This is a genomic window from Pelagibacterium halotolerans B2, from assembly GCF_000230555.1.
GTDB classification, from domain to species: domain Bacteria; phylum Pseudomonadota; class Alphaproteobacteria; order Rhizobiales; family Devosiaceae; genus Pelagibacterium; species Pelagibacterium halotolerans.
Map to the genome: position 1 here is coordinate 2441323 of NC_016078.1, position 14065 is coordinate 2455387.

At 62.9% G+C, this 14065-nt stretch carries 17 protein-coding genes; 2 read left to right on the forward strand and 15 right to left on the reverse strand.

What is annotated here, in order from left to right; all coding sequences use genetic code 11:
• Positions 1-73: 73 nt before the first annotated feature.
• The 7 genes from tilS to tolQ form a co-directional block, all read right to left on the reverse strand.
• Positions 74-1387: a tRNA lysidine(34) synthetase TilS gene (gene tilS / locus KKY_RS11900; protein ID WP_014131604.1), complete on the reverse strand. Its 1314-nt coding sequence runs from the start codon at positions 1385-1387 to the stop codon at positions 74-76.
• Positions 1381-2364: a tol-pal system protein YbgF gene (ybgF, locus tag KKY_RS11905; RefSeq protein WP_139305041.1), complete on the reverse strand. Its 984-nt coding sequence runs from the start codon at positions 2362-2364 to the stop codon at positions 1381-1383. The genes tilS and ybgF overlap by 7 nt, the downstream gene beginning before the upstream one ends.
• 158 nt (positions 2365-2522) lie before the next feature.
• Positions 2523-3023, reverse strand: coding sequence for a peptidoglycan-associated lipoprotein Pal (gene pal, locus KKY_RS11910; RefSeq protein WP_014131606.1), 501 nt, complete (start codon positions 3021-3023; stop codon positions 2523-2525).
• A 177-nt stretch (positions 3024-3200) separates the two neighbouring features.
• Positions 3201-4502, reverse strand: a complete 1302-nt coding sequence (gene tolB, locus KKY_RS11915; RefSeq protein WP_420850715.1) for a Tol-Pal system beta propeller repeat protein TolB — start codon at positions 4500-4502, stop codon at positions 3201-3203.
• 180 nt (positions 4503-4682) lie between these two features.
• Positions 4683-5804: a cell envelope integrity TolA family protein gene (locus KKY_RS20750; protein WP_014131608.1), complete on the reverse strand. Its 1122-nt coding sequence runs from the start codon at positions 5802-5804 to the stop codon at positions 4683-4685.
• A gap of 3 nt (positions 5805-5807) precedes the next feature.
• Positions 5808-6266, reverse strand: a complete 459-nt coding sequence (locus KKY_RS11925; protein WP_014131609.1) for a biopolymer transporter ExbD — start codon at positions 6264-6266, stop codon at positions 5808-5810.
• Complete coding sequence (tolQ, locus tag KKY_RS11930) at positions 6266-6970, reverse strand: protein TolQ (RefSeq protein WP_090832431.1); 705 nt, start codon at positions 6968-6970, stop codon at positions 6266-6268. Before tolQ ends, KKY_RS11925 begins: the two co-directional genes overlap by 1 nt.
• A gap of 294 nt (positions 6971-7264) precedes the next feature.
• Here tolQ and KKY_RS11935 point away from each other — a divergent pair, with 294 nt between their 5' ends.
• Positions 7265-7699: a CHRD domain-containing protein gene (locus KKY_RS11935; protein ID WP_014131611.1), complete on the forward strand. Its 435-nt coding sequence runs from the start codon at positions 7265-7267 to the stop codon at positions 7697-7699.
• Positions 7700-7767: 68 nt separating this feature from the next.
• Here KKY_RS11935 and KKY_RS11940 read toward each other — a convergent pair whose 3' ends face one another.
• The 5 genes from KKY_RS11940 to ruvC are packed head-to-tail and all read right to left on the reverse strand — an operon-like array spanning position 7768 to position 10781.
• Positions 7768-8193: a YbgC/FadM family acyl-CoA thioesterase gene (locus tag KKY_RS11940; RefSeq protein WP_014131612.1), complete on the reverse strand. Its 426-nt coding sequence runs from the start codon at positions 8191-8193 to the stop codon at positions 7768-7770.
• Positions 8190-9233: a Holliday junction branch migration DNA helicase RuvB gene (gene ruvB, locus KKY_RS11945; RefSeq protein ID WP_014131613.1), complete on the reverse strand. Its 1044-nt coding sequence runs from the start codon at positions 9231-9233 to the stop codon at positions 8190-8192. The genes KKY_RS11940 and ruvB overlap by 4 nt, the downstream gene beginning before the upstream one ends.
• A complete protein-coding gene (locus tag KKY_RS11950; protein WP_139305042.1) occupies positions 9230-9664 on the reverse strand; it encodes a hypothetical protein in 435 nt (144 codons plus the stop codon). Before KKY_RS11950 ends, ruvB begins: the two co-directional genes overlap by 4 nt.
• On the reverse strand, positions 9664-10281 hold the full coding sequence (ruvA, locus tag KKY_RS11955) for a Holliday junction branch migration protein RuvA (protein ID WP_014131615.1): 618 nt from the start codon (positions 10279-10281) through the stop codon (positions 9664-9666). The genes KKY_RS11950 and ruvA overlap by 1 nt, the downstream gene beginning before the upstream one ends.
• Positions 10278-10781, reverse strand: coding sequence for a crossover junction endodeoxyribonuclease RuvC (gene ruvC / locus KKY_RS11960; RefSeq protein ID WP_014131616.1), 504 nt, complete (start codon positions 10779-10781; stop codon positions 10278-10280). Before ruvC ends, ruvA begins: the two co-directional genes overlap by 4 nt.
• Positions 10782-10965: 184 nt before the next feature.
• Between ruvC and KKY_RS11965 the strand changes: the two genes are divergently transcribed.
• Positions 10966-11787: a GGDEF domain-containing protein gene (locus tag KKY_RS11965; protein ID WP_014131617.1), complete on the forward strand. Its 822-nt coding sequence runs from the start codon at positions 10966-10968 to the stop codon at positions 11785-11787.
• Between the two features lie 46 nt (positions 11788-11833).
• Here the strand turns inward: KKY_RS11965 and KKY_RS11970 are convergent, their stop codons facing one another.
• The 3 genes from KKY_RS11970 to KKY_RS11980 all read right to left on the reverse strand — a co-directional run bounded on the left by KKY_RS11970 (position 11834) and on the right by KKY_RS11980 (position 14054).
• Positions 11834-12580, reverse strand: a complete 747-nt coding sequence (locus tag KKY_RS11970; RefSeq protein ID WP_014131618.1) for a YebC/PmpR family DNA-binding transcriptional regulator — start codon at positions 12578-12580, stop codon at positions 11834-11836.
• Positions 12581-12654: 74 nt separating this feature from the next.
• Positions 12655-13467: a TIGR00282 family metallophosphoesterase gene (locus KKY_RS11975; protein WP_014131619.1), complete on the reverse strand. Its 813-nt coding sequence runs from the start codon at positions 13465-13467 to the stop codon at positions 12655-12657.
• Positions 13464-14054 (reverse strand): 5-formyltetrahydrofolate cyclo-ligase, encoded by a 591-nt coding sequence (locus tag KKY_RS11980; protein ID WP_014131620.1) that lies wholly within the window; start codon positions 14052-14054, stop codon positions 13464-13466. The genes KKY_RS11975 and KKY_RS11980 overlap by 4 nt, the downstream gene beginning before the upstream one ends.
• Between the last annotated feature and the right edge of the window lie 11 nt (positions 14055-14065).

Below are 14065 nucleotides of genomic sequence, written 5' to 3' on the forward strand. Positions count from 1 at the left end.
GGTTGCAACAGCCCCTCGAGCGGGCCGCGCGGCACACGACGTGCCATAATTGTTGACGCCGAATGTAAGGCCGTCATTCGGGCGATACAAGGGCAACAGCCCCGCCCGGTGGCCGATTGCCGCAGTTTCCCGCCCGAGAGGTTAACGGGATTTGCTCTACTGCAAACCCTTCCGCAATCTCCAGGCAGCCGATGGCGGCAATTTCGCCCCGCGCGTCGCAAATCAGCGGCGCGGCACGCAGACCCGCGACGGGTCCTTCAAGCTCCTTGCCGGTCAGATCCCTGAACCGTTTGCGGGTCAACCCGCTGGCCGGCACGATTGTTCCGGCGCGGCTGGCCGTGATGGAAAAACGGCCGTCCCAAATAACGCTTTCGCCCGGCGCGAGACTGGTCGTGGGCAGGCCGTGCCGCCCTGCCTCACGATGGATCACGATTGCGTTTTCCTGCGCCACAAGGCGCGCACCGGCCAGCGTTGCTGCAAACCGCTCGCCGGATGCGAGCCGCGCCGCCAGTTCCTCGATGCGTCCCAGCGCGAACGAGCGCGCGCCCGATACCGCCGCGACCGCGATGTCGATGGCCCGGATTCCGATTTCGGGATCGGCATGATCGAGGGCGGCGCGGGCGATCCGCAACACCCCCAGGGCGTCGCGTGTCATATGGGCTTCGGCAAATTCATCGGCGGCGCGCGCGGCAAAGGCATCGATCCGCGCCATCCGCTCGCCGGCCTTGCCCAGAATGGCGGGCGTCAACCCGAGTTCGCCAAGCGCGGGCAGCGCATTGCGCCAGCGCGTGCGTTCATAGGCGGGATCGGCATTGGACGGATCGTGGACCGGCGACAGTCCCGCCCGCGCCACGAGCGTGGCCAGCGTTTCGGCCGGAACGCCAAGCAGAGGGCGAAACACCTCGACACCCTCGACAACGGAAAAATCCCGCATGCCGGCCAGCCCGGTAACGCCGCTGCCATGGGCGAGGCGCATCAGCACGGTCTCGGCCTGATCACGCAGATGATGAGCGGTCACCAGCACCTCGGCACCGTCGGCGGCCATGGCCTTTGCCATCAGACGGTATCGGGCGCTGCGCGCCGCGCTTTGCTTGCCAGAAGACGGCTTTGGCCCGTCCCAGACCAGGGACCGGCAGGTGAGACCGGGCTTTTCGGCTTCGGCAACCACCATGGCTGCCTCGGCTTGCGCCTCGGGGCGCAGGCGATGGTCGACCGTATAGACCACTGCGCGGGGCCTATCACCGCTCCAGGCGGCATAAAGCAGCATAAGCGCAAGCGAATCGGCCCCGCCCGAAACGGCCAGCCCGACGGTCTGGCAATTGGCGACCGGCGCGAAAAGCGCATGCGGGTCCAGCCCGCACAGCGCCATGTCGGTCGATGTCAGCACCCCGCCCGCGCCTGTTCGGCGATAACCCGGTCACGGAACGCACCGGTGGATTCGGGATAGCGGCGCAGCACCTCGCCATAGGTGCGGCAAGCCGTATCGAACTCTCCCGCCCCATGCAGCGCAATGCCGAGATTGAAAAGGAGGTCCGGAGCGCGCGTTGATGTGGGATAGCTCTCGAAACCGTCGAGCAGGACTTCGGCGGCCTCGCCATAGGCGGCGCGTTGGATCAGGGTTTCACCCAGCCAATATGTGGCGTCAGGTGCCTGCTGATGGTCGGGAAAGCTCTCGATAAACTGGCGGAACTGGTTTTCCGCAAAGGCATATTCGCCCCGCACAACGGCATCATAGCCCGCCTGATACTGGGCGTTGGCATCGCCGTCCTCGAGCGGGATCGCATCGGGATCGAAACTGAGGTCGAGCGGCTCGGACGGCGGTGTGCTGCCCAGTTCGCCTTCGGGTGGGCCAAGGACGACGTCGTCGGCGTCCTGCTCGGTCTGCTCCTGGGCGAACACATCGCTGGCATAGAGGTTGTCCTCGCCGCCGATTTCGCTGCCATCCATGATGTCGGAATCCCCAACCAGGGGATCGATCACGGTCTGATCGGACGGGGCCGGCTCGGTTTGGGACTGGTTTTCCTGCGGCAACCGCTCGGCAGGCGTCTCGCCTCCGGATGGAGTTGCCGCATCAGTTTCCCCCAGGCTCCCGCCCTCCAACTGCTGGAAGCGGTATTCATTATCTTCCTGGGTGCGCTCGAGAAGGCTCTGGAGTTGCGTGAGTTGGAACTGCAGGCCCTCGATCTGGCCCGAATTGAGCCGCACCTGCTCTTCGAGCTGGTCGAGACGCACCTGCATGGCGGCAAGGTCATTGCCCTGCCCCTGTCCGGCGACGGTCATGGAAAAAGTCAGAAGTCCCGCCGTTGCGGCGATCACGGCACCCTGCCGCCATCGCCCCGCGAGCGTCATTAAATGTCTCGACACAACAAATCTCCTTCACAGGCGCTACCCACGCACGAGCAACGCAGTTCAATGATTTAAGGATGCGTGATTAAAGCAGATTTTTGGCAAAAAAGAAGCGCCGGGACCAGATACGCGGTCCCGACGCTATGCCTCCAGATTGGCATTCGCGAATTGGATTGTCAGTTTGTCAAAACGGTGACCGCACGGCGGTTCTGGCTCCAGCACGAAATATCGTTGCAGATCGCGACCGGACGTTCCTTGCCGTAGGAAACGGTCGACAAACGCTCCTGCGGAATGCCGCGGGAAACCAGGTAATTGACGACGGCCGTGGCGCGGCGCGCGCCAAGCGCAATGTTGTATTCACGCGTGCCGCGTTCGTCGGCGTGACCTTCGATCACGATACGGTACTGCGAGTATTGCTGCAGCCACTGGGACTGCTGGTTCAGCGTCGCCTGCGCATCGGCGGTCAGAACCGACGAATCGGTTTCAAAGAAGACACGGTCGCCAACCGAAACCAGGAATTCCTGCTGGCTGCCGGGAGCGCCACCGCCCCCCGCGGCGTCGCCGCTGATATTGCCGACGCCCGTGGTCGGGGTGCGGGCGCAGGCGGCGACAGCAACAAGCAAGACCGCCAGGAGGAGGCCTTTGCCGAAACGAAGAAGGGGCATGGTCGAACCCATAGCGAAAAGCTCCAGAACCGGAAAATTGTGGTTAGCATTTTTACAGCGCGTTATCTTAATCGCGCGTATGTGGGCATAGTTAATCTTGTGCTAATCGGGCGCAATTGCGGCATCTGCCCGGCAAAAAGGCGTCCCGAAACAGGACGCCCGCCAAGTGTTGCACGGCTGCAATTGACCTTAGGACAAGAGCGGTCCCCACGCGGGATCGGACGCGAAGCCCTCGGTGGGAATGCGCCGTTCGTTTCGGCCCCAGATGTCGATGGAGTAAAGCTGTGCCCCGTCATTGCCGCCCGGATCGCGGAAATACATCAAGACCCGGCCATTGGGTGCCCATGTGGGACCCTCGGCATGGTAGGAGGTCGCAAGGATGCGCTCACCCGATCCGTCCGGCCCCATGATCCCGATCGAGAACTGGCCGCCCGACTGGCGGGTAAAGGCGATCAGGTCACCCTTGGGCGACCAGACTGGTGTGGAATAAGACCCGTCGCCATACGAAATCCGCTCCGCGCCGCCGCCAGCCGCCGACATCACGTAAATTTGCGGGCGTCCGCCACGGTCGGACTCGAATGTAAGGCGCTGCCCGTCGGGCGAATAGGATGGCGACGTATCGATGGCCGAACCCGTGGTGAGTTGCTGAGGCTGTCCGCCGGCCAGATCCATGGCGTAGATATTGGTGACGGCACCATTGGTGACCGAGAACACCAGCCGGCGCCCGTCGGGCGAAAAGCGCGGCGCAAAGCTCATCTGTCCGAAACGACCGATGGACTGGGACTGACCCGACGCCATGTTCACTATAAAAATGCCCGAAGACGTGGAGCCGTCGAGCACCATATAGGCCACCGATTGACCGTCGGGCGACATGCGCGGGGTAAGGATCTGCTGAGCGCCATCGCTGAGATAGCGGATATTGGCACCATCCTGATCCATGATGGCCAGCCGCCGGACCCGGTTGGCGCGCGGGCCGCTTTCCGCGACAAAAACGACGCGGGAGTCGAAATAGCCCGTTTCCCCGGTCAGGCCGGTATAAACGGCATCGGACGCGATATGGGCAATCCGCCGCCATGAGCTTGCGTCCGTACCGTATGATTTTCCGGTGACCTGCGCGCCCGCCGTCGTGTCCCACAGCCGCAGGCTCGACTGGATCTGCCCGGACCGGTTGGCGTCTGCCATGATCACCGCATCGGCGCCCGTCGAGCGCCAAGCGGGGAAATCCGGCGTCTGGTTGGGATCGCCCACCTGGGCGGGATACCCGGCCGGATCGACCAGGCGGAACAGCCCCGAATTGGTGAGGTTGTTGCGCACGACCTGCGCCACCTCGGCCCCGAACGCGGCATCGGCCGAGGCAAAATTGGGAATGGCTATCGGCATGGGCGTAAAATTTCCGCCCGTGACCGTGATCTGCAGTTGGGCCAGAACCGGGCTCGCAGCCACCATGGCAGCGCCCGAAAGGCCCAGCATGAGCGCCGTCCTGCGGGTCATCGAAGTATTTTGCACGTCAGTCTCCATGTTTGACGGCCTGTGCCGCCGCCTCGATCCGGCCTGTCAACCGGAGAGGCTGAATTGAAGTTGCCTCGATTAACGGCAAATCATGTCCGAATATCGGTTCTCGGCACGTTTTCCGCTCGCTATTGCATTTTGGCCACGCATCGCAGTCCCTCTCTAAAGATCGCGCGGATCGAAGGTCACGTCCACCTGCCGCCAGCTATCATATTTCTCGGCCGGCAACATGGTGTAGGGACCGCACCGCTCGACGGCCCGCTGGGCGGCAAAGGCGGTCGAGCGCATAAGATCGTCGGTCAGAGCAGACCGGATTTCGGTGGTCGCAACCGAACCATCCTGGTTGAGCGAAACCAGAACCCGCACCGTCAGGCCCGGCACGCTGAGCGCACCCGGGGGCGGTGTCCAGCAGCGGCGCATGGCTGCCGCCAGTGCCGACTGTTCGGATTGGGTAAGCGTCGCCGATTGCCCGCTGGCCGCGCCCAATGAAGACTGCCCGCCGGCGCCGGTCGTGGCCCCGCGCGAGGTTTCCTCATTGATGAGATCACCGATGCGGTCGGCCAGTTCGTCGGACACCTGGCTGCCGGTCTCCTGTGGCGTCGGCGTGGGGTTGGGCGTGGGTTCAGGCTGACGCTGAGCTTCGGCAAACTGCTCGCGCAATTGCGAAACATCGGAGGTCACCCGCGGCGGCACCGGGGCAACCGGTTGCGGCTCTGGCTCAGGCTCTGGCTCCGGCTCGGGTTCAGGCTCTGGCTCAGGTTCCGGCACCGGTTCGGGCTCCGGCTCTGGTTCGGGTTCCGGCTCGGGTTCAGGCGCTGGCACGGGTTCGGGCGCAGGGACAGGCTCTGGCTCGGGAGCGGGCTCGGGTTCCGGCGTGGGCTCGGGACGCGGCGCCGGAGTGGGCGGCGGCGTTGGTTCGGGTTCGGGCTCTGGTTCTGGTTCGGGTTCCGGGGTCGGCTCAGGTGCCGGCGCCGTCTCGACCGTAGGGGCCGGAGACGGGGTGTCGGAGATTTCGGGGTTGGGCTGGTCTTCTTCAGTGTTGCCGGTGCGTTCTGCGAGCTCGGCTTCGACTTCTGTATCGACGGCCGACGGTGTTTCGGTCTCGACGATCTCGCTTTGCAGATTGCCGGCCTGAATGTTGGAAAATTCCGAAATCGGGACCAGATCGACCGAAATCGCCGAATCCATATTGGGGTCCAGCCGCTCGACGCTCGAAAGCTGCACGAGGGTGAGCCCGATAATGGCGATATGGCCGACGACCGATACAGTGGTCCCGATCCGCATGGACTATTGCCCCGAACTGTCGGCAGTCGGCTGCTGCGTGATCAATCCGATGCGCGAATATCCGGCCGACGAAAGCGTGCCCATGACATCCATCACGGTGCCGTAGCTGGCAGAGGTGTCGCCCCGCACATAAATCCGGTCTTCAGTCGATTCCGCGAGCGCGGAAACGGCGTCCACCAGCGCGGAAGACACCACCGGCTCGTCATCGACAAAAATCTCACCCTCGGGGGTAACCGAAACCATGATCGGGGTGCGTGGCGTCTGCAACTCGCCTGCCGAGGACTGCGGCAGATCGACCGCGACCCCAGCCGTCATCATGGGGGCGGCGACCATGAACACGATAAGCAGCACCAGCACAACGTCGACAAAGGGCGTGACGTTGATTTCGCTCATCATGGCCCTGCGCTGGCCGCGACGGCGGCGGCGTCCGCCCCCGCTTCCGCCTGCAACACCCATGCCCATTACTTGCGGCTCCGCGCTTCGAGTTGGCGGCCCAATATGGCCGCGAATTCATCGGCGAAGCCTTCCAGTCGGCCCACGAGCTTGTTGGCATCGCCCGAGAGCTTGTTGTAGGCGATAACCGCGGGAATGGCCGCCACAAGGCCAATGGCCGTGGCAAACAGCGCCTCGGCAATCGGGCCGGCGACGACGCCAAGACTGGCGCTTTGCGAGGCGGCAATGGACGAAAAGGCGTTCATGATGCCCCAGACCGTACCGAACAAACCGATGAAGGGGGCCGCAGAACCCACGGTTGCCAGGAAGGGCAACCGGCTTTCGAGCTGCTCGCTTTCACGTGAGATGGCCACGTCGAGCACCTTGTCGAGACGCGCCTGCACCCCGAGATAGCTCGAGGCGTTCTGTTCGTGCGATCGCTTCCATTCCTTCATCGCCGCAACGAACACCGCGGCCAGGCCACTGGTGGGGCGCTGGGAGAGCGTCTGATAGAGCTCTTCGAGCGACTGGCCCGACCAGAAGGTCTTTTCGAACTGGTTCATGTCCGACCGCACGCGGGTGAACTTGAGCGATTTGTCGATGATGATGGCCCAGCACCAGATCGATGCGGCCAGAAGGCCCAGCATCACCAGCTTGACGACGATGTCGGCCATCAGAAACAGGCCGATGGGCGAAAAATCGGTATGCGCCGCCGCGCTGCCCACTGCGTCCATAGCTTCCATTATGAGTCTTCCTCGGAGAAAAAACCTTGCCGATGGGTGCCCCGCCGCCAGCAACACCCGATGCAATCGCGGTCAAATTTGTCAAAAGTGAGAGACAAATGCCCACGATCCCGGTCAGCTCGACGCAGCGGTGCCGCTTGCCCCATTTATGGTCAAGGAAAGGTTAATAAACCTTCATGACGTCATTGTGCCCGCACTAATGTGAGAGGAACGCCCGGGCATGTACTGCGTTTAGGGGGTGCGCCGGCACAGCGCGCGGCGCGCTTTCAAAGAGAGGAGTACATCATGAAGATCGCACCCGTCCTTGGTGCCGGCATTGCCGCATTGATGCTCGCAGCCGCACCGGCATACGCCGAAATGAGCAATTTCACCGCCGATCTCACCGCCGAGGCGGCCGGAGCCGCTGACTCCACCGCCACCGGCTCGCTCGAAGCGAGCTATGATTCCGACACGATGGAATTTAGCTGGACGGCGACCTATGACGGACTGACCGGCCCGGCGACGGCCGCCCACTTCCACGGCCCGGCCGCCGAGGGCGAGGATGCCGGCCCTGTGGTGCCGATCGACGGTGACCTTGCCAGCCCCATCGAAGGCAGTGCCACATTGACCGAAGAACAGGTCACCCAGCTCATGGACGGTTTGTGGTATCTCAATATCCACACCGAACAGTACCCCGGCGGCGAAATCCGCGGGCAGGTGATGGAGGCCGACGCCATGTAATTCCGGCACGCTAAAGCGCTTGAAATCAAGGGCTCCGCTGCTGAGGGAGGGTCACGACCCTCCTTCTTTCAATCGCGATCAAGCAGGCCGCGCAGGCGAGCCGGCAGCCGCACCGGACGCCCCTTCTCGTTGAGCAGCACGGCCACAACACCGGCACGGCAGATGATTTCTCCATCGCGCACCAAGGTTTGCCGGAGCACCATCCGCGCCCGCCCAACCTCGGTCATTTCCGTTGCAATCTCGAGCAGATCGTCGATATGGGCGGGGCTGTCGTAGGAAATGGTCATTTCCCGTATGGCGAACGCCTGGCCCCCCGCGATCAATTCGAAGTGATGGATGCCGAGGGCACGCAGAAATTCCGTCCGCGCCCGCTCGAAGAACTTCAGATAGGCGGCGTGATAGACATTGGTGGAGAAATCGGTGTCTTCGAAATAAACGCGCACCGGAAACCGATAAACGCCATCGGAGCCGAATTCTCCGCCAAACACTGTCACTCGGTCTCTCCCTCATCCTCGAAAAGACTGGCCTGCAAGCCGGCAAAACCCTGCGGGACGGCATAGCCCATGTGCTGGAACGAGAGCGCCGTCATCATGCGCCCGCGCGGGGTGCGTTGGATGAAACCCTGCTGGATAAGATAAGGCTCGACGATTTCCTCGATGGCATCGCGCGGTTCGCTGAGCGCTGCGGAAATGGTTTCGATGCCCACCGGCCCGCCGCCATAGAATTCGGCGATGGTCTTGAGATAGCGCCGGTCGAGCTGGTCGAGCCCTTTCGCATCGACATCGAGGCGCAGCAGCGCCTTGTCGGCGACCTTGCGGTCGATCTCGGTCGCGCCCTCGACGAGTGCAAAATCGGTGACCCGACGCAAGAGACGCCCCGCAATGCGCGGCGTTCCGCGCGAGCGCCGGGCCACTTCCAGAGCGCCGTCCGAGGTCATCGCCATCCCCATCAGCCGCGCGCCGCGCTCGACGATCTTGACCAGTTCCTCGGGCGTATAAAAATTCAATCGCACCGGAATGCCGAACCGGTCGCGCAATGGGGTGGTCAAAAGACCGGCGCGGGTCGTGGCGCCCACCAGCGTGAACTTGGCCAGATCGATGCGCACCGAACGCGCCGCCGGACCCTCCCCGATGATCAGATCGAGTTGGAAATCCTCCATCGCCGGATAGAGAATTTCCTCGACCGCCGGATTGAGGCGATGGATCTCGTCGATGAACAGCACATCGCGCTCTTCGAGATTGGTCAAAAGCGCGGCCAGATCGCCTGCCTTGGCGATAACCGGCCCGGACGTGGCGCGAAAGCCCACACCAAGCTCGCGCGAAATGATCTGGGCGAGCGTGGTCTTGCCCAGCCCCGGCGGGCCGACGAACAACACATGATCGAGCGCCGCCTGACGCTGCCGCGCCGCTTCGATAAACACCTGCAGATTGGCCCGCGCCGCCTCCTGCCCGATAAACTCGGAAAAACCCGAGGGGCGCAGGGAAACGTCGAGACTGTCGTCGCGGCCTTCGGCGGCATTGGTGAGATCGGTCATGACTGCTTTTCACTCGCGACCATGCGGGCGTCAAGCCAGGAGAAAACGGCCCCGCACATCGACCACAAAATCGCGATCGCCAGCGTCACATGAGGAAGGAGCTCGACAAGATCGACATACTCCTTGGCCCGCGTCACCGCATCGGCGGGAGGATCGGTCGGAAAAAGCCCGACGATGATCCAGATAACGACATTGAGCAATCCCGCGCCGGCGAAAACGAACGCCCAACTCGGACGGCTCACTCCTTTGTAGATGCGGTAGCAGGCAGCGGCTCCGAGCGCCCCGAGACCGGGCGATACAGCCAGCATGACCGCCGGAACGACAAGTTCAAGCGGAATACCTATCGCCATCCCGGCAAGAGCCGCAAAAATCAGCGTTGTCACCGCGACGAATCCGACAGCCAAAAGGGCGCCTGTTAGTGGACTACCCATCACGAGGATAGTTCCCGCAACCCCAGCCGGATGAGCTTTTCGGTGGGCGTGTCCTCGCCCTCTTTCGCCACCACCCGTGCCAGCGCGCTCGATGCCTGCGCCTGCCCGTAGCCCAGATTGACCAGCGCCGAGACGGCGTCCGAAACATTGCCCGAAGCGTTGCCCTCGACCAGCGCGGTCTGAAGGCCCATCGCTCCGGCATCGATGGATACGCCAGCGGGAACCTTGCCCTTGAGTTCGGAGACGATGCGCTGGGCCAGCTTGGGGCCGACCCCCGACGCGCGGCCCACCATGGCCTTGTCCTGCAGCGCGATGGCAGAGGACAGATCGGAGGGTGAAAGGATCGAAAGAATGCCCAGCGCGACGCGCGAGCCCACGCCCTGGACGGTCATCAACAGTCTAAACCAGCTCTTTTCGCCCTCGGTGGCAAAGCCGTAGAGCCGGATCATGTCCTCGCGCACAATCATTTCGATAAACAGCACGGCCGCTTCACCAACGCGCGGCAAAGCCTGCAACGTGCGCCCCGAACAATGAGCCTCGTAACACACGCCGTTGACGTCGATCAGCGCGGTGTCGTCCCCGAGCGTTTCGACGATGCCCTTGAGTTTACCGATCATGCGCTCTTTGCCAGTTTGCGGTGTTGACGATGGTGGGCATGGCAAATGGCAATCGCCAGCGCATCGGCCGCGTCGGCCGATTTGAAATTGGCGGCAGGCATCAATGTCTTGACCATCAATTCGATCTGCTTTTTTTCCGCGTGACCGGTCCCGACCACCGACTTTTTAACGAGGTTGGCCGAATATTCGCCCACAGGCAGCCCCATCGAGGCCGGTGTCATGACCGCAATGCCGCGCGCCTGGCCCAAAAGCAGCGTCGAGCGCGCACCGGCGTTGACGAAGGTTTCCTCAACCGCCGCTTCTGTCGGATGATGTTCGGCGATCAGCCGCATCAGCCCCTCATGGAGATGGACGAGACGCAGTGCGAGTTCCTGATCCACCGCCGGCGTCAAAACCCCGCAGGCGATAAACCGCAGCCGGTTCCCCTCGGCTTCGATGATCCCCCAGCCGGTCCGCCGCAGCCCCGGATCGATCCCCATGATTCGCACGATATTCAACATGCCCCAAATTAGCCCGTTCGCATCAGCCTACCAAGTACAAAGTGAACAAACCAAAAACATCGGGATTTTATCCCCTGACATCACAAACTACGGTGCGGGTCCAATTTTCCCGTTCCAGGCAAGGTTGTGTTCATCGATTACCCGCTAGTGTCGACCCGGACGCAAACACTTTCGGTTCATATCAATGGCACGAGAATTCAGACTGCCCCGGCAGGCCTGGGCCGGCATCGTTCGACGCACGCTCGGCCACATGCTGGTCGCCGTCGCCATTTCGGTTGTGATGAGCTACATCATCCTCGAAATCTTCTCGCAGGGTATCGGCGAAATCGGCCTGATCGTCGCCATTATCGCGCCCCTCGCACTTGGCGGTCCGATGGTGCTCTACATGTCCGTACGCCAGGTCGAACTGCAGCTCGCCTATGACAGGCTTGAAGCGGCCGCCGCGCGCGACAGCCTGACCGATTGCCTCAACCATGGGGCATTTGTCGATGCGGTCAGCGTGGCGCTGCGCGACGAGCAGTCCGGGGGCGGCGCGCTGCTTGTCATCGATGCCGACCACTTCAAATCGATCAATGACCGCTACGGCCATGCAAGCGGCGACACCGCGCTCAAGCTCATCGTGGCGGCCATCCGCTCGTCCGTCGGACCTGACGACATCATTGGCCGGCTGGGCGGCGAGGAATTCGGCGTCTTTCTTCCGGCAGCGGGCGCCGAGCAGGCGCAGCAGACCGCTGAAACCATACGCCAATCGGTCCAGACGATCGAATTCGGCTCCGGGGCCGGAGCTCACATCCTGTCCGTGAGCATAGGCGGCGCCATTACCGCCGAACCAGCCGAATTCGGCGCCATCTTCCGCAGCGCCGACGAGCAACTCTACAAGGTCAAGGAAACCGGACGCAACGCCGTCAGTCTCGTTGTGCTGCTGCCCCGCCCCGCAGCGCCCACCGCGGTCAAGGAGTCGACCGGGCTGGTCTATCGCGGACAGGAAGTCAAACGCAGCGCATGAAAAAGGCGGCCGTCAACGGCCGCCCTTAAACAATAATCTGCGCCGGTCAGGCCGAAAGCTTGGCCATGTCCTCGTCGCTCATCTCGAAATTGGCATAAACGTTCTGGACATCGTCATCATCGTCGAGATTGTCGATCATGCGCATCAGGCTCGCGCCCTTGTCGGCATCGACGGGCGTATTGGTCTGGGGCTTGAACACAGCCTTGACGCTTTCGGCCTCTCCGAGCGCAGCTTCGAGCGCTGTGGAAACCTCGCCGATGTCTTCAAAGGCGCAATAGATGGTGTGCCCTTCCTCGTCGGACTGCACATCCTCGGCACCCGCCTCGATTGCAGCTTCCATGACGGCATCGGCATCACCGGCCTTGGCGGGGTAATAGATTTCCCCCACACGGTCGAACATGAAGGCGACCGAACCGGTTTCGCCCAACGCCCCGCCGGCCTTTGAGAAGATGGCACGGACGTTCGATGCCGTCCGGTTGCGATTGTCGGTCAGGGCTTCGACGATCACCGCAACCCCGCCCGGGCCATAGCCTTCGTAGCGGACCTCGTCGTAATTCTCCCCGTCTCCGCCCTGCGCCTTTTTGATGGCGCGTTCAATATTGTCCTTGGGCATGGACTGGGCCTTGGCGTTGTTCACCGCCAGGCGCAGGCGCGGGTTCATCGCCGGATCGGGCATGCCCGATTTGGCGGCGACGGTGATCTCACGCGCCAGCTTGGAGAAGATTTTCGAGCGCACCGCGTCCTGACGGCCCTTGCGGTGCATGATGTTCTTGAACTGTGAATGGCCGGCCATGGTCGGACAGTCCTGTCTCGTCGTTAAAATCGGAATTGCGGGTTTATAGGGGAGCGATCCGCAGAAATAAAGCCTCAGAATTGCGGCACGGCCTGCGAGAGCGATCCCCCGATGCGCACCGGCTGGATCTGCGTACACAGGCCGGCCCGATCGGTCTCGATCGCCACCCCGCAAAGCGTGGCCTCGCCCTCCGAAGGCGTGAACCGCGCCGTGGCCAACCCCGTGATGAACCGATTGAGCGGCTCTTCGGGCTCCATGCCGATCACGCTGTCATAGTCCCCGCACATGCCGGCATCGCTCATCAGGCCCGTTCCGCCGCGCAGGATGCGGTGATCGGAGGTCGGGATATGGGTATGAGTGCCCACCACGAGCGAAACCCGGCCATCGAGATAATGGCCCATGCCCTGCATTTCCGAGGTGGCTTCGGCGTGGAAGTCGACGACGATGGCATCGGCCTGCTCACCCAGCGGGCAGCGCGCAATGGCGTTGTCCACCGCCCGGAACGGATCGTCCATCGGCGGCATGAACACCCGGCCCAGCGCATTGACCACAAGCACCTGATGGCCATTGCGACCGGTGATCATGGTGGCGCCGCGCCCCGGCGCTCCGGGGGGGAAATTGATCGGACGAATGAGCGTATCGTGGCGCTCGATGGCGGTCATCAATTCGCGCTGGTCGAACGCATGATCGCCCAGCGTCACAACATCGGCGCCCGCGTCGCGCAACACTTCGTAATGGGCCTCGGTGATGCCGCGCCCATGGCTGGCGTTCTCGCCATTGACGATGACGAAATCGAACCGGCAGCGCTCGATCAAAGCGGGGAGCCGCTCGGCCACCACATCGCGCCCGGCCCGGCCCATCACATCGCCCAGAAACAAAAGCCTCATGCGCCCTCGAAACGGCGCAGGCCGGTCTCGGTGACCAGCAGGTCGAGCGGCAGGGCGGGATCGAGCCGCGGAATGAAATCGAGTTCCTGGGCCGAAAACGCATAACCGACAAGCAGCGGTTTTTTGCCCAGCGCGCCAAGTGTCCTGTCGTAATAGCCCTTGCCATAGCCCAGCCGGGTGCCCAGCTTGTCGAAGGCCAGAAGCGGAATGACCACAATATCGGGAGTGATGATGGGTGCGGTCTCGGCCGGTGCGAGCGTGCCGAACCCGGAGGGATAAAGCGGCTGGCCGTCTTCCCAGAGCCGCAGTTCGAGCGGTTCGTCCTCGCCGGTCACCACAGGCAGGGCGACTTTCTGGCCCGAATCCATGAGCCGGGTCAGAAGCGGCTTGCAGTCGATCTCGTCACGGATCGGCCAGTAGAGCGCGACGCTCTGGTCCGAATGCAGCGGCACGCCTTCCAAAAAGGCATCTGCGGCCATTTTAGCCGCATCGGCGCGATCGGCCTGCGGGACGGCCTCCCGGCGGGCCAGGGCCTCTTGCCGAAGTTTGGCCTTTTGCTCTTCAAGCTGGGCTTCGCTATCGGTCAAGCCGCTCACTT